The sequence below is a fragment of the Nocardioides aquiterrae genome, from assembly GCF_039526625.1.
GTDB lineage: Bacteria > Actinomycetota > Actinomycetes > Propionibacteriales > Nocardioidaceae > Nocardioides > Nocardioides aquiterrae.
This window is the reverse complement of record NZ_BAAAJE010000002.1, coordinates 331176-352859: the sequence shown is the minus strand read 5'-3', so window position 1 is coordinate 352859 and position 21684 is coordinate 331176. Positions and strand designations below refer to the sequence as shown.

General features: G+C 68.1%; 23 protein-coding genes and 1 pseudogene. 15 read left to right on the top strand and 9 right to left on the bottom strand.

Annotated elements, in window-relative coordinates; genetic code table 11:
• The first annotated feature begins 15 nt into the window (after positions 1 to 15).
• Genes ABD086_RS04250 through ABD086_RS04235 form a run of 4 tightly spaced genes read left to right on the top strand, consistent with a single transcriptional unit; the run spans position 16 to position 2232 of the window.
• Positions 16 to 291: a hypothetical protein gene (locus ABD086_RS04250; protein WP_343905962.1), complete on the top strand. Its 276-nt coding sequence runs from the start codon at positions 16 to 18 to the stop codon at positions 289 to 291.
• A gap of 26 nt (positions 292 to 317) precedes the next feature.
• Positions 318 to 854, top strand: coding sequence for a hypothetical protein (locus ABD086_RS04245; protein WP_343905960.1), 537 nt, complete (start codon positions 318 to 320; stop codon positions 852 to 854).
• A gap of 23 nt (positions 855 to 877) precedes the next feature.
• On the top strand, positions 878 to 1747 hold the full coding sequence (locus tag ABD086_RS04240) for a hypothetical protein (protein ID WP_343905958.1): 870 nt from the start codon (positions 878 to 880) through the stop codon (positions 1745 to 1747).
• Positions 1748 to 1803: 56 nt separating this feature from the next.
• A complete protein-coding gene (locus ABD086_RS04235; protein ID WP_343905956.1) occupies positions 1804 to 2232 on the top strand; it encodes an adenine nucleotide alpha hydrolase family protein in 429 nt (142 codons plus the stop codon).
• A 225-nt stretch (positions 2233 to 2457) separates the two neighbouring features.
• On the opposite strand, the gene ABD086_RS04230 is transcribed toward ABD086_RS04235, so the two are convergent.
• The 6 genes from ABD086_RS04230 to ABD086_RS04205 form a co-directional block, all read right to left on the bottom strand.
• A complete protein-coding gene (locus tag ABD086_RS04230; RefSeq protein WP_343905955.1) occupies positions 2458 to 5001 on the bottom strand; it encodes a DEAD/DEAH box helicase in 2544 nt (847 codons plus the stop codon).
• A complete protein-coding gene (locus ABD086_RS04225) occupies positions 4998 to 6974 on the bottom strand; it encodes a site-specific DNA-methyltransferase (RefSeq protein ID WP_343905953.1) in 1977 nt (658 codons plus the stop codon). The genes ABD086_RS04230 and ABD086_RS04225 overlap by 4 nt, the downstream gene beginning before the upstream one ends.
• Positions 6975 to 7463: 489 nt before the next feature.
• Positions 7464 to 7802: a YnfA family protein gene (locus tag ABD086_RS04220; RefSeq protein ID WP_343905952.1), complete on the bottom strand. Its 339-nt coding sequence runs from the start codon at positions 7800 to 7802 to the stop codon at positions 7464 to 7466.
• A gap of 13 nt (positions 7803 to 7815) precedes the next feature.
• A complete protein-coding gene (locus ABD086_RS04215) occupies positions 7816 to 8517 on the bottom strand; it encodes a MerR family DNA-binding protein (RefSeq protein WP_343905951.1) in 702 nt (233 codons plus the stop codon).
• A gap of 77 nt (positions 8518 to 8594) precedes the next feature.
• Positions 8595 to 8990 (bottom strand): hypothetical protein, encoded by a 396-nt coding sequence (locus ABD086_RS04210; RefSeq protein WP_343905949.1) that lies wholly within the window; start codon positions 8988 to 8990, stop codon positions 8595 to 8597.
• A gap of 174 nt (positions 8991 to 9164) precedes the next feature.
• The gene (locus ABD086_RS04205) at positions 9165 to 9839 is read right to left on the bottom strand and encodes an arsenate reductase ArsC (RefSeq protein WP_343905947.1); all 675 of its coding nucleotides are present in this window, start codon (positions 9837 to 9839) and stop codon (positions 9165 to 9167) included.
• A gap of 101 nt (positions 9840 to 9940) precedes the next feature.
• On the opposite strand from ABD086_RS04205, the gene ABD086_RS04200 reads away from it, so the two are divergent.
• The 4 genes from ABD086_RS04200 to ABD086_RS04185 are packed head-to-tail and all read left to right on the top strand — an operon-like array spanning position 9941 to position 12374.
• A complete protein-coding gene (locus tag ABD086_RS04200) occupies positions 9941 to 10333 on the top strand; it encodes an ArsR/SmtB family transcription factor (protein WP_343905945.1) in 393 nt (130 codons plus the stop codon).
• A complete protein-coding gene (arsB, locus tag ABD086_RS04195; protein ID WP_343905943.1) occupies positions 10330 to 11457 on the top strand; it encodes an ACR3 family arsenite efflux transporter in 1128 nt (375 codons plus the stop codon). The genes ABD086_RS04200 and arsB overlap by 4 nt, the downstream gene beginning before the upstream one ends.
• The gene (locus ABD086_RS04190) at positions 11454 to 11903 is read left to right on the top strand and encodes an arsenate-mycothiol transferase ArsC (protein WP_343905941.1); all 450 of its coding nucleotides are present in this window, start codon (positions 11454 to 11456) and stop codon (positions 11901 to 11903) included. The genes arsB and ABD086_RS04190 overlap by 4 nt, the downstream gene beginning before the upstream one ends.
• A 15-nt stretch (positions 11904 to 11918) precedes the next feature.
• A complete protein-coding gene (locus tag ABD086_RS04185; RefSeq protein WP_343905939.1) occupies positions 11919 to 12374 on the top strand; it encodes an arsenate-mycothiol transferase ArsC in 456 nt (151 codons plus the stop codon).
• 7 nt (positions 12375 to 12381) lie between these two features.
• Here ABD086_RS04185 and ABD086_RS04180 read toward each other — a convergent pair whose 3' ends face one another.
• Both ABD086_RS04180 and ABD086_RS04175 read right to left on the bottom strand, forming a co-directional pair.
• Complete coding sequence (locus tag ABD086_RS04180; RefSeq protein ID WP_343905937.1) at positions 12382 to 13593, bottom strand: MFS transporter; 1212 nt, start codon at positions 13591 to 13593, stop codon at positions 12382 to 12384.
• A 95-nt stretch (positions 13594 to 13688) separates the two neighbouring features.
• The gene (locus ABD086_RS04175) at positions 13689 to 15056 is read right to left on the bottom strand and encodes an FAD-dependent oxidoreductase (protein ID WP_343905935.1); all 1368 of its coding nucleotides are present in this window, start codon (positions 15054 to 15056) and stop codon (positions 13689 to 13691) included.
• A 94-nt stretch (positions 15057 to 15150) separates the two neighbouring features.
• Here ABD086_RS04175 and ABD086_RS04170 point away from each other — a divergent pair, with 94 nt between their 5' ends.
• Positions 15151 to 16059, top strand: coding sequence for a helix-turn-helix domain-containing GNAT family N-acetyltransferase (locus ABD086_RS04170; protein WP_343905933.1), 909 nt, complete (start codon positions 15151 to 15153; stop codon positions 16057 to 16059).
• Positions 16060 to 16189: 130 nt separating this feature from the next.
• On the opposite strand, the gene ABD086_RS04165 is transcribed toward ABD086_RS04170, so the two are convergent.
• The gene (locus ABD086_RS04165) at positions 16190 to 16594 is read right to left on the bottom strand and encodes a four-helix bundle copper-binding protein (protein WP_343905931.1); all 405 of its coding nucleotides are present in this window, start codon (positions 16592 to 16594) and stop codon (positions 16190 to 16192) included.
• A gap of 129 nt (positions 16595 to 16723) precedes the next feature.
• Here ABD086_RS04165 and ABD086_RS04160 point away from each other — a divergent pair, with 129 nt between their 5' ends.
• From ABD086_RS04160 to ABD086_RS04140, 6 genes and pseudogenes are all read left to right on the top strand, one after another.
• Positions 16724 to 17161, top strand: a complete 438-nt coding sequence (locus ABD086_RS04160) for an ArsR/SmtB family transcription factor (protein WP_343905929.1) — start codon at positions 16724 to 16726, stop codon at positions 17159 to 17161.
• A gap of 60 nt (positions 17162 to 17221) precedes the next feature.
• Positions 17222 to 17899, top strand: a complete 678-nt coding sequence (locus ABD086_RS04155) for a DUF305 domain-containing protein (protein ID WP_343905927.1) — start codon at positions 17222 to 17224, stop codon at positions 17897 to 17899.
• A 30-nt stretch (positions 17900 to 17929) separates the two neighbouring features.
• Positions 17930 to 19885 (top strand): annotated as a pseudogene (locus ABD086_RS04150) (heavy metal translocating P-type ATPase); the annotation flags it as partial.
• A gap of 89 nt (positions 19886 to 19974) precedes the next feature.
• A complete protein-coding gene (locus ABD086_RS25295; protein WP_425571525.1) occupies positions 19975 to 20337 on the top strand; it encodes an HAD hydrolase family protein in 363 nt (120 codons plus the stop codon).
• Between the two features lie 28 nt (positions 20338 to 20365).
• The gene (locus ABD086_RS04145) at positions 20366 to 20905 is read left to right on the top strand and encodes a hypothetical protein (RefSeq protein ID WP_343905925.1); all 540 of its coding nucleotides are present in this window, start codon (positions 20366 to 20368) and stop codon (positions 20903 to 20905) included.
• A gap of 129 nt (positions 20906 to 21034) precedes the next feature.
• Positions 21035 to 21676 (top strand): DUF305 domain-containing protein, encoded by a 642-nt coding sequence (locus ABD086_RS04140; RefSeq protein WP_343905923.1) that lies wholly within the window; start codon positions 21035 to 21037, stop codon positions 21674 to 21676.
• Positions 21677 to 21684: the final 8 nt, after the last annotated feature.

Below are 21684 nucleotides of genomic sequence, written 5' to 3'. Positions count from 1 at the left end.
GGGAGCACCAGCAACATGGCAACGTTCGACCAGGAGCTCACCGGCCGCTACGCCGCGGCCGGCGCCGACCATGCCGACCTCGACGCCCGCCGCGTCGCCCGGGCCGTGTTCGTGCGCGACACCATCCGAACCCTCTACAACGCCGACAAGAAGTTCGGATTCGACCCGGCCGACAACGGCTCGCTCGCCGAGCTCGTCGACGCCGCCGAAGAACACCTCGAGCACATCGCCAACGACGTCAACCAGCGATCCGTCATAGCCCCGCCCACCACAGGAGGAGACACCGCATGAGGAAGCACCACTCCGCACTCGGGGGAGTGGCCCTCGCCCTCGCCCTGGCTCTCACCGGCTGCGGCGGCGACGACAATGAGCCCACGGTCCAGGAGACCCCGAGCCAGTCCCCGTCACCGACGACGCCCACCGCCTCTCCGACTCCGCAGACGCCGGAGGAGAAGGCGGCCGCCCAGCTGACGAAGTACCTCGAGGTGAGGGATCTGGCACAGCGAAAGCGGACGATCGACTTCAAGACCCTCAACCCGGTCGCGACGGGAGACGTGTTCCTGGGTCTGCAGGAGACGGTCGTCAACATGAAGATGGGCGACGTCACCGAGACCGGCAGCTACGTCCACACGCTCGGTGAGCCCCGAAACCGAGGCAACTCGATCGAGATCACCGACTGCGAGGACCGATCTGGAGTGACCGTCAAGGTGAAGGGGAAGGCTCGGGTTCCCGACTACACCGCGCCGGATGGGAAGCCGCTCCGCAACCCGGCGCCGGTCAAGTACACCCTCGTCAAGGACAAGGGGACGTGGAAGGTGTCCGAATCTGACCTCCTCTGGGATCAGCCGTGCTGAGGCGCATCCTCGCTCTGCTGGCGATGCTCGGTGCGTCGTTTGTCGTCGCGATCGCAGTAGCGCCCTCGGCCAGCGCTGTCTGCGAGGTCGACAAGGTCACGGGTGAGGTCGTCTGTGACGACGAGGACGGTGGCGGCAACGGCGGTGACAACGGCAGTGACAACACTGGTGGCTCTTCGACCTGCAACTACAACGGCCGCGAGATTCCGTGCACCGGTCCCGGAGGATCGGTGTGGAGCAGCCTGCACGAGTGCTGGATCGGACCGTCTGCTGAGGAGCTGGGCGAGGATCTCATTCCGCCGGCTGGCCAGACGAAGGAAGACGGCGCGTGGCACGTCTGCTACTTCCCCCCGCCCGGATCGTCCTGGGAGTACACGTGGGTTCGGAGCGGTGAAGTCGGAATCGATCCGGTAGTGCTCGCCCAGCGGGCGATCGCCTCGATGGACCTGGACCCCATCAAGATCGGCATCGTCCCCGAGTCAGGTCCGAACCGGGTCGGCCTCGTCGGACTGCCGGTGTGGATGTGGGTCGACAGCCCGACCGACGACACATTCGGCCCGATCACTGCATCGGCCAGCGAGGGGTCGGTGTCGGTCAGCGCCACCGCCAGCGTCTCCAGCATCGTGTGGGACATGGGTGACGGGACCATCGTGAACTGCACGGGCAAGGGCACCCCGTACGCCGATCACTACGGCAAGCAGGACTCGCCGACCTGCGGGCACCGCTACGCGAAGATGTCGACGGACCAGCCCGACGGCGCCTACGAGGTCACTGCCACGAGCCACTGGGTTGTCGAGTGGACCGGCGGCGGCCAGTCCGGAACCATCGAGTTCGACCTGACCACCGACCCGCTGCCCATCCGCATCGGCGAGGCCCAGGTGCTGACCCAGTGACGGGCATGGAGAACGTCTGGGCTCGCCTCACCGAGCTCCCGAGCATCCCGCCGCGGATGGGTCTGTTCGCCGGGCTTGCCGAGTGGCTCGAGCGGGGGATCGACCCGCGGCCGCGGATGTATGACATGGCGCCAACCTGGCGGGCGTTTCAGGCCGGCCTGCTCCAGCCCGGGAACCCGATCCAGTACCCCAGGCTGAGCGGATGGGCTCTCGACGTTGGCCAGGGCCGGGACGTTCGGATCATCGAGGCGCCAGAGGGTGAGTTCGTCGCCGAGCCGCCGGTGGTCGTGGAGGGCGAGTTCGTCGACGACCACCCGGCCGAGTGGATCGCACGGCTGGCCCGCGACGGAGAGGCGATCGTGGCCGTGGGGGAGCAGGGGCCGGGCGGCTTCTCGACCTTCGCTGAGTGGAGCGCCACCTGGCACCTGGGCATCGTTCCGGTCGCGACCTACATGAGCCCACGCGGTGTCGGCGTCACCCCCTAGCTCCCCGTTCAGAAGCAGGTCCCCGTCCTCGAGCAAGGACGGGGACCTGTTCTCGTGTCTGCGGCGGATCGAGGCGGGGACGGCTCGGCGATAACCGGCCCGTTGGGGTGCCTGATCCAAGGGGAAAGCCCCAGGCGTCTCGGGTCACCTGGGGCTTGGGATGCAGTAGAGCATGCGTCGCCACGGCCGCGCAGGAGAATCGGAAATGTGACTCGGGTGGGGTGTCTAGTAGGCCATGCCCTCGCGCGTGAACAGCGATTCCATGAGGTCCTTGTTGGTCGCTGCGGCGACCTGCTCGCGGATGCCGTCCTTGGTGAGGTCCAGCGCCCTGAGGCTGCCGGAACTATCCCGGATCACGGCCAGGACGCGCCGCACCAGAGTGCCGTGATCGGAGGCGTACTGGGCAAGAGCAGCCCACTTGGGCGCTGCGTCAACCAGGTCGTGACGGTGCGGGTCGATGATGTCGAGGACGTAGTCGCCGGCGCCGTCGTCGTGCCAGAACAGGAAGTCTGGGTGCATGAGGAGCGTCTTCTCGCCGAACTCGTAGGGGATCGCGAGTGCGTAGCGCCCGGACGACGGGTTGCGGTACCAGCCGACGAGTGTCTCGGCCGTGACCTCGAGCTCGAGAACCTCGGCCTCCCACGCTGACCGGGAGGTATCGACAGGGAACCGGCCGGCGCCCCTCGTTCCGGGCGGGATCACGTAAAGGTGCTTGGGGTAGGTCGTGAGCTCGACAGTGGTGTCGCCGACGATGCGCTCCGTGGCGGCGGCGTAGGTCTGTCGGGCTTCCACCGTGGTGGGGTGCATGGGGGAGGAGCCCAGGTACCAAAGCGGCTCGATCAGGTCGCGGGCTGCTCGGGGCATGCGGGAGACGGCTGAGGCGTGGGCGTCGCGCCAAGCCTTGATCTGCTCGGCGGCCTGGCGCTCGATGACGTCCTTGAAGCCCAGGCCGGCCATGGCGGCCAGGCGGACGCCGGCGTCGATCTCGTCGTCCCCCCGGTCGCATAGGTCGTTGAAGTACCAGGAAGCCGACCCGTCGGGGAGGAGTCGTTGGGCGCGCGTGTAGTAGCCGTCAAGGTCGCGCTCGACGGTGGGGGCCTCGCTTGTGCTGGTCGACGTGGTGAGATCGGCTCCGAGGCCGACCGTGAGGGTGCCGACAGTGAGAGCGAGGGTGTCGGTGACCTTGGCGTCGATCTCGTCCTGCTGCTGGGAGTCTGCGGCCCGCATCTGGTCGACGATCCACGCCCGAGCCTTCTTCGAGGCGTTGGCGACGAGACCGTGCTCGTTGAGCGTGGCGGCCAGGCGCATGAGCTGAGCGGTGCGGGTCGAGAAGGTGGCCTTCGGGCGCATGTAGGACGGCAGAGTGTCGAGCAGCTCGAACAGCTCTGACGGAACGTCGCTGGAGCGCTCGCACACCACGGGCGCGATCAGGACCTCCATCTCGACCGTCTCGTCCTCGGTCAGTGCCTTCACGACGCGGGTGACGTGCTCGGTCTTGAAACCGGGCAGGTAGGCCACGACCTCGTTGAGCCGGTCGTCTCCGCCGTCGACGCGCTGCGCGAGGGGAGTACGGACGAGCCGTCCGATCAGCTGGGCGATCTCGGTGAAGGAGTCCTTGCCCTGGAAGGAGACCAGCACCTCGGCGCGGGGACAGTCCCAGCCGGTGGTGAGGGCGGACTTGAACAGCACGACGCGTGCGCGGTCGTCGCCGGCGATCGCCTCGGGAGGCAGGTAGCGGACTGTTTTGTCGCCGATCTTGAGCGGTCCATGGGGGTCTCCGAAGGCGTGCGCGATCGCGTAGTCGCTCAGCTCGGGCCACGTCGACTCGATCACCGCGAGCATCTCCGCCAGACGGGCGTCGGTGACCTTGGGCGGCACCTGGACGACGAGCAGGGGGTCGACCAGGCGATCACCGGTGTTCTCGTGATGCGTCTTCCAGGCCGTGGCGGCTTCCCTCAGGTCGGCCACCGCCAGGGCGAGCATCGTGTTGTCGGCAGTCTGGTCCTCGGCGATGTTGCGGAGCAGGATCCGGTCCTTCAGCAGACCTGACTGGCGCACCTCGTTCGCGGGGACCTCGACCAGCCGCATGGTGCGGCCCGAGGCGCTCATGGCCGCCTGGAACTTCTCGGGCGTCGCCGAGATCCCGAGCACGATCGGGGCAGCCGGCTGCTGGGTGCCGATGTTGGTGGTGCCGCCGTTGACGATGGTTCCGGCGATCGTCTTCCGGTCCGTCGACGTCGTGCCTGCACCGCGGTGCGCCTCGTCCCAGACGACGACGAAATCACCGCCGCGCTCACGTGCAGTGTTGGCGATCATCTCCCAAGCGCCGTAGGTCCGCTTGTCGGAGCGGGAGCCGTCCGCCCGGGTGGCGTGCAGGTTCGAGTTCCGCTGCAGCGCCTGGATGTGAACGAAGTAGATGAACCCTGGCTCGAGGGTGCGTTCATCGGTGTCGGCGAGGAACCGGATGCGGTTGGCATCGAGGCGGCCACCGGAGGCCTGGAGAATCTTGTTGATCGTCTGCCGATTCAGTGCCGGGTCATCGGTCAACCAGAGCACGGTCACGTTGGGGTCGGCCTCACGGGTCGCGGTGCCGAAGTAGAGCCCCTCGAGCACAGCCGTGGCGATCACGGTCTTGCCGGCTCCGGTAGGCGCGGTCAGACCCACCGCGGTGCGTTCCCCGTCTTCGCGGTAGTCACGCCGGGCGCGGCCGATGCCAGTCAGAACCCCCTCGGTCGCGGCGACCTGGTAGTCCTCAAGGGTGAACCTCATCGCGCACCCCCGAGCACGTTGATCGTGTAGTTGGCCAGGTACGACTCGTAGAGCCTGACGGCATCGACCCCAGCTGGAAGGCGCTCGGCGGCCGCCTGAAACTCAGTGGGGGAGTCGGTGATGATGAACACGACCCGAGGTGCTCGGTCGGCTTGGGCAGCATCGCTCACGGCCGCGGCGAATGGTGCCATGGCATCGACGCTGAACAAGATCCCGTAGTACTCCGTCAGCGCCCACCCGTCCTCCGGCTCCTGGACGATGCGTTCCCCTCGTGCGCCGCCCTCGAGCCATAGCAGCGGGGCGATCGCCTCGAACTCGCGGCCGCGGCGCACCATGCCGGGGTCCAGGTAGGTCAGCTTGAGGAAGTCGACGTTGGCAGCCAGGCCATCGGAGTAGACCGACCCGTCGGGCCGCTTGCCGGTGACAACGGTGGTGATGCGCGGCCGGGTGACGTACTCGAACACACCCATGGATTCCCATTCGGGGTCGCCTGGGTGGTGGCCGGTCTTGCGGAGCGCCTTGGCCTGTTTGGCGCCGAGCTCGTTGTTCGTCACCAGGATCGACTGCCTGGTGCCGCCGTCCTCGTCATTGAGCCGCAGCACTGCCTCGGTAGTGGTGCCGGAGCCGCCGAAGAAGTCGAGGATCAGGCCGTCCGGAGGGCAGGTCATCCGGAGCCAGCGCATCAGCACTTCGTGGTCCTTGGGGAATGGGAACCGCTTCTCCCCGAGGACGCGCTCCAGGTGTGCGTTGGCGGTGTTGCGGGAGTGGTAGAAGGTTGGGACCGGCATGTTGTAGGCGTAGTCCCGAAGTGACTTCTTCTTGCGCGGTCGCTTGCCGAAGGCGATGAGCCCGGCTTGGACCCACTCCTCCATGAGCTCGCGCTTGACCGTCCACCCGTTCTCGGGCGGGTCGTAGATCCGTCCGGTGTCGGGGTCGGTCACGGGGTATCGAAGGTTTGGCCTCGGGAGGCGGTTGGTGAGGTCGGCCGTCTCGAAGATGATCCCGTTCGCGTCGACGTTGTTGAAGCGGGTCACGCCCTCGGGCATGTCCTTGGAGTTCGCCTTGATGAACGCCCGGAGGCGCTCTTGGGCCTCCGCAGCGGTGGCGCCCGCTGCGAGGGTTTCATCGACCAGGCGGAGCATCTCTGGGACGTACGGCTTGGGGTCGAGGAACCGGGGCACCAGCTCCGCGTTTCGGCCATAGATCAGCATGTAGTCGGCGCCTCCGGCGTGGTGGCGTGCAAGTGCCGAGCCGCCGCCTTGCCAGGTGATGTTCATGATGAAGTTCTCGGCGCCAAAGACCTGATCCAGGAGCATCCGAAGCCGGTGGTGCTCGTCGTCTCCGATCGCGGCGATGAACACGCCGCTCGGCTTGAGTAGGTCCCTCGCGATGATGAGTCGTCGCTCGAGGAAGGAGAGCCACTTACTCGACTTGGCTCGATCGCTGGCATCAACATGACGGTCGTTGTAGATCCAGTCGTCGTTGCCGGTGTTGTACGGCGGGTCGATATAGATCAGGTCGACCTTGCCGCGGTGCGTCGAGCGGAGCGCCTGGAGAACATGGAAGTTCTCGCCGTTGATCACGGTGTGCCACGGGGCATCGTCAGCGTCGTGGGGGAGCCGGTCGACGGAGACCAAACCCGGAAACACAGGTTCTCCGAACTCGCGAACCACCACGAGCTCGGAGACCGGCCGCTCACCACCCTCGCCGCTCAGGACGGCGACCTGTCGACCGGAGTCTGTGAAGCCAACAACGCGCCACGTTTCGGGCGACGACTCATCCCGAAGGCCGACCCGGACGCCCTTGCGGATCGGATGTTCGGCCAGGCGAACGGACTCGGGAAGGTGTCGGTCGAAGACCAACCCGAACCGCCGAGAGCCTCGCAGTAGCTCGACCTCGCGGGCGATCCGTTGACGAAGAGCCTCGTCCTCGATCCTGGCGATTGCCTCATCCAGGATGGTCTCTTCTGTCACCGGTCAGGTGCTCCTCGTGCTGGTGTCCGAACGTCGTGGCTCATCCTGCCGCACCGCCGTCTGATGGCGGCTCGTAACGGCGAAGGTGCAGCACTGCGGTCCACCGTCCGAACCGGCCTGGCACCCGGCCGGCCACCGACTCGGCTCGCGGATCAGGTGGCGACGCAGGCGACGGCTAGGGCGCGAGGACGTGGTGCTGACTGTCGAGATGCAGGGAAGATTGACGACGCGCCCGCGGGACAGTTTGGCGAGATCGGTCGATAAGTGGCTCGTCGTCAAGGTAGGCGATGGGCCCCGCCTCGTGGCCACGGCGGCCCGTCCGAATGGGGCCCCTTCACCGGAACACATCACCGGACGGGATAGACGGACGCCGGCCAGAGGCGCAGGCACGCTGGCCTGCGACATTCCCGTGGGAGGTTCGGCCGACGGGACATCCGAACATAGCCGAGATCCGGTTGTTCCCGCCGTGGCTTGTCCGTCGTGCCCGAATCAGACAGAAGCGCGGGGGGCGTACATGATGACGGCGACGCCGACCAGGCAGATGAACGCTCCGGCGATGTCGTAGCGGTCGGGTCGGAAGCCGTCGGCGACCATCCCCCAAGCGAGCGACCCAGCCACGAACACGCCGCCGTAGGCGGCGAGGATGCGGCCGAAGTTGGCGTCGGGCTGGAGGGTGGCGACGAAGCCGTAGAGACCGAGGGCGATGACGCCTGCACCGATCCAGATCCAGCCCTTGTGTTCGCGCACGCCCTGCCAGACCAGCCAGGCTCCGCCGATCTCCGCGACGGCTGCAAGGGCGAACAGGAGCAGGGACTTGGCGATGAGCATGTCCCGAAGTGTGTCAGTGCTGCCGGTGGGGAGGACCGGTCGTGAGATCGATACCCACGGGTTCGGACCGAGCCGTGCTGCATGCTGCACGTGAGGCGTGGGCGGGGTTTCGGGCGCGGCGGCGCAGCACCACGCCGGCGAGGACGGCGATACCGACGACGAGCGCGAACACGGCCCCGGCGAAGGCGAACGTGGCGACGGTGGCTGCGGCTCCTGCTCCAGCGATGCCGAGGATGCCGAGGACGGGTGCAGCGCAGCACACGGCGCAGGCTGCTGCACCGGCGCCGACGAGGTGACGGTCACGCAAGGCCACTAGGGGTTCCTGTCTGTGGTGGGTCGGGTGGTGATCTGGACGTAACGGCAAGGGGCAGCAGTCGGTGTTGGCGCAGACGGTGAGGTCGTCGCAGCCTGCGTCGAGGGCTGTTTGGAGGTTGTCGCGGATGGTGCGGAGGTCGGCGATGCGGTCCTCGATCTCGGCGAGTTTCACCTTCGCCTGGGCCTGCAATCCGGCGTCGGGGCGGCTGCCGTGGCGGTGGCGGCCAATCTCCAGCAGGTCGGCCACTTCGTCGAGGGTGAACCCGAGTCGTTGGGCGGCCTTGATCACGCGAAGGACGGTGACTGCCTCGCTCGGGTACAGCCGGTGGCCGCCGGGGCTGCGACCTGGTTCAGCGAGCAGGCCGCGGCGTTCGTAGTAACGCAACGTCTCGCGGTTCACGCTAGCCGCCTCGGCGACCTGCCCAACCCGCAGCCCCTGAGGCGCCTCGGGTTCGGTGGAGTGGGGATGAGTCGCCGTCATGCCGTCCGTGCCCCGGTCCCGCCCTGTCGGGCTTCGTGCGCCCGCCTAACCAGCGCAGCAAGCACCTCGGCTCGCTCGCTAGGAACGGTGACGTCCATGACGACCGAGTCGCCGTCTGCTGGGGTGATGGTGAAGGTGAAGAACGAGCAGCACCCCGTCTCACGGTCGCTCAGCACCTGCGCACGTTGAGCCAGGTCCGCGCCACCGGTCAGGACGAACCGCGCACTAGTTGCCGTGCGCTGGTCGACGCTGGCGAACGACTCAGCGAACAGAGCATCGAACTCCGCTACCCGCACCGGCTGCTCCACCGTCGGCAGGGCGCACGCATCGACCGGCACCCAAGCCGGCAGCATGACACCACTCGACGCGGAGATGTTCACTGGTTCGCTCATGCATCGAGCGTAAACCCGGACCTAGGTACCGATTGCAAGCGAGGAGCGAGCCTCATTTGCTCAGTTTCGATCCCGGCCCCTTCGCCTGGAAGCAGCATCCGGCTCTAGCCCCTGGACCGATGATGGAAGCGATCTGTCCACGTGACGCTGCCGTCCGCAAGGGCATGCGGCCGGCTATGGCTGAGGGACGGCGAGCAGCTCGTCGAGCAGCACGCCGACGCGTTCGTCGATGTCGTCGCGGATGCGACGAACCGCGGCCAGGTCGCGGCCGGCGGGGTCCTCGACACCCCAGTCGAGGTAGCGACGCCCGGGCAGTACCGGGCACGAGTCCCCGCACCCCATCGTCACCACCACGTCCGCCCCCGCCACGACTTCGTCGGTCAGCGGCTTGGGAAACATCTCACCGGCGTCGATGCCGAGCTCTCCGAGCACCAGTACCACCTCCGGCTGCACGACCGCAGCCGGAGACGTGCCGGCAGAGGCCACCTCCACCCGACCTCCCGCGCGGTGAGCGACCAGCGCCGCGGCGAGCTGGGAGCGTCCCGAGTTCGCGGTGCACACGAACAGCACCAAGGGCGCCCACCCCGCCCTGCCCTTGTCACCGACGTACGCGGCGGCCGGGCCGGTCGTACGGGCCGCGGCGCGCAGCCGCTCACGAGCGAACCGCTGCGCCAACAGCGGAAGGTACGCGGCAATGCTGGCTGGCAGGAGGCGCTCGTAGGAGTCGTCTAGGCACCTGGCCACGGTCTCGGGCGCGAACACGCCGGAGAACTCCTCGACCAGCGACGCCTGAGAAGCCGCCAACGTGTTCTGTCGCTCAAGCGTGCGTAGAGGGTCGGACTCGGTCACTTGAGACTCCTTCGGGCCAGGGACACGAAAGACATGGATAGGAGTGAATGTCGATGACCGTCAATGTGGCGGATCGCATCGACGTCTGTCAACATTGAGCCATGCCGAAGTCCTCCGCAGGTCCGGACCTGCTTCCCCTGACCGACGGGCTCGCGTGTTGCGTGCCGCTGGCTCGTGAACCCATCAGCGTCGAGCAGGCCAACGGTGTCGTACCGATGTTGAAGGCCATCGCCGAACCCGCACGTCTGCGGCTGCTGTCGCTGGTGCTGTCACACGAGGGCGGCGAGGCGTGCGTCTGCGACTTGCTTCCTTACTTCGACCTCTCCCAGCCCACCATCAGCCACCACCTCAAGGTGCTGCACGAGGCAGGACTGGTGGACCGAGAGAAGCGCGGCACCTGGGTGTACTACATCGCCCGCCCCGACGCGATGGCCGCTCTCGGCAGCCTCTTCACCGCCGCCGGCTCGAGGGCCTTTGAAGGAGCAGGCGCATGAGCGACACCGTGCACGACACCGCCGCCGGCGCATCCAATGACGCCGTCGCGGCCCGCCTGTCCACCCTCGACCGGTTCCTGCCGGTGTGGATCGGGATCGCCATGGCTGTCGGGCTGCTCCTGGGCCGCCTCGTCGACGGCCTCGATGACGCGCTCGCCGCCGTCGAGGTGGGCTCGGTCTCCCTGCCCATCGCCATCGGTCTGCTCATCATGATGTACCCGGTGCTCGCCAAGGTGCGCTACGACGAGCTCGGCCACGTCACCCGCGACACCCGGATGCTCGTCACGTCCATCTTCCTCAACTGGGTGCTCGGGCCGGCGCTGATGTTCGCCCTCGCGTGGTTGCTGCTGCCCGACCTGCCCGAGTACCGCACAGGCCTCATCATCGTTGGCCTGGCCCGCTGCATCGCGATGGTGCTCATCTGGAACGACCTCGCCTGCGGCGACCGGGAAGCGGCCGCCATCCTGGTCGCCATCAACGCAGTGTTCCAGATCCTGGCCTTCGCGTTCCTCGGCTACTTCTACCTCCAGGTCCTGCCCGGATGGCTCGGCCTCGACCAGTCCGCCCTCGACGTATCGGTCTGGGGCATCGCCAAGTCCGTGCTGGTCTTTCTCGGCATCCCGCTCCTGGCCGGGTATCTCACCCGCACCCTCGGCCAGCGCGCCAAGGGTCGCGACTGGTACGAGGGCACGTTCCTGCCCAAGATCGGCCCGGCCGCCCTGTACGGCCTGCTGTTCACCATCGTCCTGCTCTTCGCCCTCCAGGGCGACACCATCACCAGCAAGCCGCTCGACGTCGCCCGCATCGCGGTCCCGCTGCTGGCCTACTTCGCGCTCATGTGGGGCGGCTCCATGCTGCTCACCAAGGCGCTCGGCTTCGACTACCAGCGCGCCACCGCGGTCTCGTTCACCGCGGCTGGCAACAACTTCGAGCTCGCCATCGCCGTGGCCATCGGCGTCTTCGGCGTCACCTCCGGTCAAGCGTTGGCCGGTGTCGTCGGCCCGCTCATCGAGGTACCGGCCCTCATCGCGCTGGTCTACGTCAGCCTCTGGGCTCGCAAGTTCTACCGCGAGCGCACCACCAACCCCGACGACACCTCCGACGACACGGGAGCGACCCGATGACCGACACCATCCAGAAGGCCCCGCAGGTCGTGTTCGCCTGCGTCCGCAACGGCGGTCGCTCCGTCATCAGCCGCGTGCTGACCGAGCACTACGCCGGCGGTCGGGTCATCGCCTTGTCGGCCGGCACCCAGCCCGGCGACCACATCCACCCCGAAGTCGCCGCCGTCCTCGACAAGCTCGGCCTCGACACGTCGGCTGAGCAGCCAAAGCTGCTGACCCGCGACACCGTCGCGGCCAGCACCATGGCCATCACCCTCGGCTGCGGCGAGGAGTGCCCCTACGTCCCCGGCGTGAAGTACGTCGACTGGCCCGTCGCCGACCCCGGGGGCCAGGACGAGGAGACGGTGCGCGGCATCATCGCCGACCTCGACGCGCGCGTCAGGAACCTGCTCGTCGAGCTCGTCCCCGACATCGAGCTCCCTCCTTCCGTGCTCGACGAGCACTGAGACCCAGGACCGGAGATGAGTGAGCAGGTCGACGACAGGCCCAGCGTGCTGTTCGTCTGCGTGAAGAACGGCGGCAAGTCCCAGATGGCCGCCGGTCTGATGCGCCACCTGGCCGGCGACCAGGTACAGGTCGACTCGGCCGGCACCCGCCCCGGCAAGGATCTCAACGCCGAGTCGGTAGCCAGCCTTCACGAGGTCGGCATCGACATCTCGGACGAAGCACCCAAGCCGGTGACCGACAAGCTGGTGCGCGCCGCTGACCTGGTCGTCGTCCTCGGTGGCGACGCTGAGGTCGTCCCTCTCGACGGAACGCCGGTGGAAACCTGGGACACCGACGAGCCGTCGACGCGGGGCATCGAGGGGCCCGAGCGCATGCGCTTGGTCCGCGACGACATCGCGGCCCGCGTCGAGGAGCTGGCGCAGCGACTCGGCGTCCGCCAGGACGAGCGACCCTCGCCCCCCGAGTTCTAGGCGCCGCTCACCGGCGGTCTCCGCGTATGGCGCTGGGACCGCCTCGCCGACGGTCAACGGGCGTGGCGCCGAGCATCAGCACGGCCGCAACGCCCGCAACGCCGGCGAGGACCAGGAAGGCGTTCGCGTACGAGCCGAGCAGCTTGGCCAGCATCGCGCCCGCGAACGGCGCTACCGCTGCCGCAACGAGGGCCGGTGCGCTGAGAATCCCGTTCAACGTGCCGTACGAGGCTGGGCCCCACCGGTCGGTGACCGCTGTGGCGTGGACGAGCGTGTAGACGCCCCGTGCCAAGCCCAGGAGCATGCCGAGCACGATGAGCAACGCGGGAGCGGCCGGGGCCAACGCCAGGGCGGCGGTGGCGACCGCGACGCCGGCGAGGACGAGGACGCCTCGCGTCGTCACGGACGTGGCCGCCGCGAACCGGGCGTAGCCGAGCCGGCCGGCGACCTGACCGACTCCGCCGAGACCGAGAGCCACAGCGGCGAGGTTGCGGCTCATGCCCTGCTCGACGAGCATCGGCACCAGGTTGATGACGACCGCGAACACGGCCAGGCCAGTGAGCGCATTCGCCAGGGTGAGCAGCACGAACGGGGTGCTGCGCGCGACACCGCCCACGCGTGCCCGCGCCTGCTCGCGGCGCTGGTCCTCGGTTGGCCCGTCAGCGTGCTCCACGTGATCGACGTGCCATGGCAGGCCCAGGCCCCACCAGTGCAGCGGCACGGTGACGACGACGAGGCCGGTCAGCAGCATCAGGTAGGCAGCTCGCCACCCGATCGCGTCGTCGAGGACGGACGCGACCGGCGCGAACACGGTGCTGGCCAAGCCGGCGACCAGCGTCAGCGTGGTCAGCGCCCGGACACGCCGTGTGCCGCCCCAGTGGGTCAGTGCGGCGAATGCTGGCGGGTACAACGTGCCCGCCATGGCGACACCGGTGAGCACCCACCCGAGGTAGAACACGGCCAGGTTCGGAGCCAGGGCGACCGCCGCGACGCCCGGAATGGCGACCAGGGACGCGAGGGTCATCACCCGGCGAGGGCCGTAGGCATCGATGTGTCGCCCGACCCAGATGCCCGCGCCGCCGGAGCAGAGCTGCGCCAGCGAGAACGCCCCTGTGACCTCGACGTTCGACCAGCCGGTGTCGGCAGTGATGGATGACTGCAGCGCCGCGAACGCGTAGTACAGGACGCCCCACGAGACGATCTGCACGGTGCTGAGCACCGCGACCGCCCGCCGCAGCCCGGCCGCATCGAGCGCGCCGGACTGCGGGTCGTGCGTCTGGGTGACGGCTGTCTCGCCGCTCACCGCAGGGTGCGTCACTGGCCGGGGCGACCGAGCGTCACGAGCTGCGGCTCCGACGCGGCGGCCGGGCCGCAGCACCCGCCGCCGCCTGAGCCGGCGAGGACGGCGACGGCGTCGGGGTCGTCAAATGCGCCGGCTCCGTTGCACACCCCGGTCTCGGGCAGCACCAGCTCGACACGGCCCGCGGCCTCGAGGTCGCCGTCGAGGGCGGCGATGACGGAGCGGACCTGCTCGTAACCGGTCATGGCCAGGAACGACGGCGCGCGGCCGTAGGACTTCATCCCGACCAGGTACAGGCCCTGCTCCGGCTGCGAGAGCTCCTTGAATCCGTGGGGGGCCACGTCACCACAGCTGTGGTGGTCGGGGTGGATCTGCTCGGCGAGGACGCGTGCCGCGCCGAGGGCCGGGTCGAGGTCGAGGCGTACCTCGGACAGGAACCCGAAGTCGGGGCGGAACCCGGTGACGACGATGACCTCGTCCACGTCGGCGACCTGCTGGTCGTTGACCGAGGCGATGGTGAGGCGCCCGTCGTCCTGGGCTCGGACAGACTCCGTGCGGAACTGGGTCACGTTGGTCACCAGTCCGCTGGACGCAGCGGCCTTGGCGTCCTGGCCGAGCTTGCCGCGCTGCTCGAGCTGGTCGTTGTCGCCGCCACCGAACGCGTCGCCCACCTCTGGGCGGCGCAACAGCCAAGAGACCCGTGTACTGGGTGCCATCCTGGCCAGCTTGGCGAGACCGACGAGGACTCCCTGCGCCGAGGCTCCCTTGCCTGCTACGGCCACGTGCTTGCCGGCGTACCGGGCGGCAACCTCAGGGTCATTCAGGTCAGGGATGCCGTAGGTGATGCGTGCCGCGTTCTCCGACTCGCCCAGGGCCGGGTAGCCGTCGGCTCCCAAGGGGTTCGGCCGGGTCCACGTGCCGGACGCGTCGACCACGGCGCTGGCGAGCAGTCGCTCACGGCCAGCGGGGCCCTCGACGTGCACCGCGAACGGGTCGCTCTCGCGGCCGGAGTCGACCATCAGGTCGCGGCCGGCACGACCCACGCCGACCACCCGGGCGTGGTAGCGGACCGACCCGCCGGTCGCGGCGGCCAGGACGTCGGCGAGCGGCTGCAGGTAGGTGTCGCGCCACTCTCCGCCGGTCGGGTAGGCGCCGTCGTCCGGGGCGGTCCAAGTGCCAGCCGCGTCCAAGAGACGACGCGCAGCAGGGTCGACGAGCTCAGACCATGACGAGAACAGTCGCACGTGTGCCCATTCGCCCACGGCCGAGCCCGCGTCCGCGCCGGCCTCGAGGACGACGAAGTCCATCCCGCGCTCGGCGGCGTTGGCGGCGGCGGCCAGCCCGATGGGGCCGGCTCCGATGATGACCACGGGGTGCTGCATGACTGGCTCCTCAAGTTCCGAACTGTCCATCGACGGTTGTCGATGAATAGGACTGTATCGACCAGTGTCGATGAAAGCAAGGTACTCTTCGAACATGAGCGCGTCACAGACCACTTCGCCTCCCGCGACTGCGCAAGGACGGACCGAGCTCCCGCTGCTGGCGCCCGACGGCGGCCGGTCGTCGACCGCCTTGGGCAAGACGGAGGCGGAGAACTACGCCGAGTGGTTCGCCGTCCTCGCAGACCCCACCCGGGTGCGGCTCTTGCACACGCTGTCCACGTCACCGACCTCGGCGATGAGGGTCGGAGACCTGGCCGCCGCCCTGGGGGTGAGCCAGTCGACGTGCTCGCACCACGTCGAACTCCTCCGGAAGGTCGGCTTCGTCGCAGTCGACAAGGTGGGCACCTCGAGCATGGTGTCGGTCAACGCTGCCTGCTGCACCGGTCTTCCGCACGCCGCAGACGTCGTCATGGGCACCCTGGCCTCGCCACCCTGCTGCCCCGAGGACCTGCCCGCTGACGTCACCACCCGCCCGGTCACCGACGACGACATGGAGGCGGTGCTCGCCATCTACGCCGAAGGCCTCGCGACCCGCAACGCCACCTTCGAGACGACGGTGCCCACCGCCGACCAGCTGCGCAAGCGGTGGCTGCCTGACCTGGCCTGGGTCGCCGAGCTCGACGGCGGGGTCGTCGGATGGACCGCCGTCACACCCGTGTCCACACGTGAGTGCTACTCCGGCGTTGGGGAGACGTCCGTCTACGTCACCGAAACGGCTCGCGGACGTGGCGTCGGGAAGGCGCTGCTGTTCACCCAGGTCACCGAAGCCGACCGGGCAAGCATGTGGACCCTGCAGACCTCGATCTTCCCGGAGAACCGGGCCAGCTTGGCGCTGCATCACTCCGCCGGGTACCGCACCCTCGCCGTACGCACCCGCATCGCGCAGCTCGACGGCGTCTGGCGCGACACCGTGCTGCTCGAGCGGCGGAGCGACGTGAACTAGCAAGGACCCCGACACGCTACGACCGTCGTGGGCGGATCGTGTGCGGTGGAAGTCCTAGTGCCGGAAGTTTGCAACGAGATGCTCCGCGTGACGATGAAGAGGATGGCCACGAAGGTCCCCGGACCGACCTCTACCCCAGATTGGCGAGGAGGTCACGACAGGCTTGCTCGCAGCGTCGGCAGGCCTCGGCGCAGATGCGGCAGTGCTCGTGCATGTCGGCATGGCTCTCGCACTCGTCGCCGCACGCCTTGCAGGCGGTCGCGCAGGCCTCCAGAAACGCGCGGGTCACATTCGCGTCGTACCCGGTGTGCCGCGACAGCGCGTTGCCGGCGGCCACGCAAATGTCGGCGCAGTCCAGATTGGTACGAATGCACTTGGTCAACTCGGCGACCATGTCCTCCGACAGACACGCGTCGGCACACGCGGTGCAAACTTGTGCGCACTCAAAACAGGCTGCGATGCACTCGGCCAGCTTCTCCTTGTCGATGTGTCCCAGGTCCTTCGGGTAAGCCTCCAACATCTTGGTGTGAGCCACGACTCCTCCTCTGGTTACGGCAGCGGGATCCCCCGGCTGGTGACCCTGAATTTGCCTCTTGCTGTTGCCTGTACCCACCGAACGCAACATCATCCGCATAGCCGCACGGGTATCGGGTACTTCTTCGGAATGACTGACGAGCACCCGGTGCGCGCTCGCGGAGACGAGCCCGACCAGATCGCCGGTGGCGGCGACCGGCACCAGCACCCGGTCGACCCCAGGAGGGTTGCCATGGCCCGGGAACGTCTGCCGTCGGCGGAGGAGGGGGATCGGCTCACCAGCGTGCTGTCGCTGATGGCCGACCCCACTCGGGCGCGACTGTTGTACGCCCTTGACGTGGTCGAGGAGCTCTGTGTGGGCGACCTCGCCATTGCGTTGTCGGTGAGCGAGGACGCGGTCTCCTACGGACTGCGGGTGCTGCGTACCGCCGGGCTGGTGACACGACGTAAGGAGGGCCGGATCGTGTACTACCGACTCGCAGAGGGCTTTCCCGAGCCACTGCGCCAGCACTGCTTACGTCAGCTCATCGAGATGTCTCGCGCTCCGATCGAGGACGACGACAGCTGACTCCAAAACTGAGCGACCCCAACCACCGCACCACCACGCCATCCGGAAAGGACGATCCCCATGTCATCGCATCACACGCAGGAGCCGTCCGGTGCCAGCGAGCCCAGCGACCGGGAGACGAAGCCCGACCAGCAGAAGGAAGACAACGCCCATGAGCGGCGAATGTACGTACGTTTCGGGCTGATGATCGCCACCTCCACGGTGGTGATGTTCGTCCTGATGTACTCCAACGTCTTCGCCTTCGAGCACGTGCGGTGGAGTGAGGAGCGCTTCTACATGGCGCTGTTGATGGGCGGCGCCATGGCGCTGGTGATGTTCGCGTTCATGCGCAGCATGATGTACAAGAACCGCGCCTACAACCTCGTGCTCGTGGCGGTGGCGCTGCTGCTCGGTGCAGGTGGGCTGTACCTCTCGCGTTCCCAGGTGTTGGTCGACGACCAGGCGTACATGAAGGGCATGATCCCGCACCACTCGATCGCCATCTTGACCAGTGAGCGGGCCGACATCGATGACGTTCGCGTTCGCGAGCTCGCCGACGGAATCATCAGGGCCCAGCGCAAGGAGATCAAGGAGATGGACTGGCTGATCGAGGACATCGAGAAGAACGGCCCGGCCACCACTCAGAAGGAAGCCGATCAGCGTCCCGTCCCGAGCTTCGAGGGAACCGCCGCCGGCAACCTCGAAGATGTCAGCGATGCCCTGGCCATGCTGGCCCTGTTCGGCATCGAGCTTCCTTGACCAGATACCCTAGGGGGGTATGGTGAAGTTATGAACAAGCACACCCATCGTCCCGACGCCGCCACGATGGACCAGGTCACCGACCCGGTGTGCGGGATGAAGGCCGACCCGTCCGTGGCCGAGCACGTGGTCGACCACGGCGGTGAGCAGTTCCACTTCTGCTCAGCCGGCTGCAAGGGCAAGTTCCTCGCCGACCCCGACCAGTACATCGACCAGGACTTCCCGGATCGTGCCGGAGGGAACCACGCCGGGCAAGCAACTGAGCCCGGACACGGGCAGCTGAGCCCGAGCGAGGGCGAGACGGTCGAGTACACCTGCCCGATGCACCCCGAGATTCGGCAGGACGGTCCCGGTACCTGCCCGATCTGTGGCATGGCGCTCGAACCGGTCGTGGTCACTGCCAACACCGCTCCGTCAGAAGAGTTGCGCGACATGACGCGCCGCTTCTGGATCAGCGTCGCGTTGTCCGTCCCGGTCTTCATCCTCGGCATGGGCCGCGACCTCATCCCGTGGCTCCACGACAACCTCAGCGCAACGACGTCCGCGTGGACCCAGTTCGTGCTCGCCACCCCGGTGGTGTTGTGGGCCGGTTGGCCGTTCTTCGTCCGCGGCTGGGCGTCCGTGCGGACCCGCAACCTGAACATGTTCACGCTCATCGCGATGGGCACCGGGGTCGCCTGGCTGTTCAGCGTCGTCGCCACCGTCGCGCCCAGCATCTTCCCCGAGGCGTTCCGTGAGGACGGGGCCGTCGAGGTGTACTTCGAGGCCGCCGCCGTCATCACCACCCTCGTCCTCCTCGGCCAGGTCCTCGAGCTCCGCGCCCGCGAGGCGACGTCCGGTGCCATCAGGGCGTTGCTCGACCTGTCCCCGAAGACCGCTCGTCGCGTCGGCGACGACGGCGCGGAGGAGGAGATCACCCTCGACCAGGTCCAGATCGGTGACCTGCTCCGCGTCCGCCCCGGCGAGAAGGTCCCCGTCGACGGTCTCGTCGAGGACGGCAAGTCCGCGGTCGATGAGTCGCTGGTCACCGGCGAGTCCATGCCCGTGACGAAGACCGTGGGCGACAACGCGATCGGTGGCACCCTCAACTCCACCGGCGCACTCCTGGTGCGAGCCAACGCCGTCGGCCGCGACACCATGCTCGCCCGCATCGTGAACATGGTCGCCGAAGCACAACGCTCCCGCGCCCCCATCCAGCGCACCGTCGACCGCGTCTCCGCGGTGTTCGTACCCGCCGTGATCGGCGTCGCGGTGCTCGCGTTCATCATCTGGGCCGTCGTCGGACCCGACCCGAAGCTGGCCCACGCGCTCGTCGTCGCGGTCAGCGTCCTCATCATCGCCTGCCCGTGTGCACTCGGCCTGGCCACGCCCATGTCGATCATGGTCGGCGTCGGCCGAGGGGCCCAGATGGGGGTCCTCATCAAGAACGCCGAAGCGCTCGAGCTCATGGAGAAGGTCGACACCGTCATCGTCGACAAGACCGGCACCCTCACCGAGGGCAAGCCGGCCGTGGTCGCCATCGAGACCGCCGACGGCTACGACGACCTCACCGCATCGGAACTGCTGCGCCTTGCGGCTGCAGTCGAGAACGCCTCCGAGCACCCTTTGGGTCGCGCCATCGTCGACAAGGCCCAGGCTGAGCTCGCTGGGTCTGCCAACCGCACGCTGCCCGAGGTTGCTGACTTCGATGCACCCGCCGGCAAGGGCGTACTCGGCACCGTCGAGGGCCACCGGGTCCTCATCGGCACCGCCGGGTTCCTCACCTCCCAGGACGTCGACTCGGGCGCCCTGGCCGAGAAGGCCGACCAGCTGCGCCGTACCGGCGCGACCGCCGTTCTCGTCGCCGTCGACGGCACTCCTGCGGGTGTCATCGGCATCGCCGACCAGGTCAAGGACACCACCCCGGCCGCGCTCGCCGAGCTCCGCGAGGAGGGCATCGAGGTCATCATGCTGACCGGCGACAACCGGGTCACCGCGGCCGCTGTCGCCGCCGAGCTCGGCATTGATCGGGTCGAGGCCGAGGTGCTTCCCGACCACAAGGCCACGTCGTCAAGAGGCTCCGCGCCGAGGGTCGCGTGGTCGCGTTCGCCGGTGACGGCGTCAACGACGCCCCCGCCCTCGCCGCAGCTGACGTCGGCCTCGCGATGGGCACCGGCACCGACGTGGCCATCGAGTCCGCCGGCGTCACGCTGCTGCGCGGCGACCTCAACGGCATCGCCCACGCCCGCAAGCTCTCCCACGCCGTCATGAGCAACGTCCGCAGGGGCCTCGTGCTTGCTTTCGGGTACAACACCGCCGGCATCCCCATCGCCGCCGGGGTGCTCTACCCGGTGTTCGGATGGCTGCTCTCACCCATGGTCGCCGCAGCCGCAATGGCCCTGTCCTCGGTCAGCGTCATCATCAACGCGCTCAGGCTGCGGACCCAGCGGCTGCCCTGACACCACCTTCTCCGTAGCATCGAAGCCGATGAGCCCCTTGCCCGCGACCAGCCGCCGCACCCGCAACTCTCTGTGGGTGCAGATGGCTGCGCGGCTGACCAGCCGCAGCGCAATGGCCGTCCTCGTAGCGGCCCTGGCCGTCGGCATCCTCGGCATGCACGCCTTCGCCAGCCACGGCGCTTCGTCAACCCCCACGGCCCCAAGCAGGATGAGCATGACGGGTACGGCGACCATGACTTCTGCCCATGAGGCGGCGATGGCCTCAGGGGACTCGCACGCCGGACACGCCCACCCCGCGCGGTCCTCGATGGCAGCCACCGGATCCAGCGTTGGCGTCGGTGCTGACCCTGGTTCCGGCTCGGGTCACGGCATGGCGAGCATGGTGATGCTGTGCGTCGTCATGCTCGCCGCTGCAGCGCTCACGCTGCTGGCGCTCCTCGCCACCGGCTTCCTCCGGAGGCTGCATCCGGAGGCGTTCATGCCCGCAGCCGTCCGCGAACGGGCGCTGCAGTGGGTGCGTAGCACCGGGCCACCCCATCAGTGGCAGTTCTCCGTCATCAGGTGCTGACATGCCCTGCGACCACCCGCCACCGCTGACCTCGACCGTGAAGTCGTCGGCACCAGCGTCCCGGCCGGGTGTCGCTCCCGCCTGCCCGCAATACAGCCCACCTGACCACCTGACTTCAGGAGAACTCGCATGCACACCAAGACCAAGACCCGTACGCGCGCCCTCGGCGCCGTCGCGCTCACACTCCTCCTCGGCGCCGGCGTGACCGCCTGCGGCGAGGACACCTCCGACGCGGCCGGCCAGTCCGAGATCAGCACCACCGAGCACAACGACGCCGACGTCGCGTTCGCGAGCGACATGATCACCCACCACGCACAGGCGCTGTCGATGGTTGACCTGACCCTTAAGCGCGACCTCGACCCCCAAATCCAGGCCCTCGCCGAGGACATCCGCGACGCCCAGGGTCCGGAGATCGAGACCATGGCCGACTGGCTTACCCAGTGGGACGAAGACGTCCCCGAGACCATGCGCGACCACGTCAACTCCGGCCACGACATGGGCGACATGTCCGACAACATGGACGACATGGGCCACGACGACATGCCCGGAATGATGACCTCCGATGACATGGACGCCCTCGAGAACGCCTCCGACGCCGAGTTCCAGGACATGTGGCTCGAGATGATGATCGATCACCACGAAGGCGCCATCGAGATGGCCGAGACCGAGCAGGACGACGGCCAGTTCAAGGACGCCGTCGACCTCGCCGGCCAAATCATCGACGCCCAGCAGCAGGAGATCGACACCATGCAGGGCCTCCTCGACTCCTGAACCCGCAG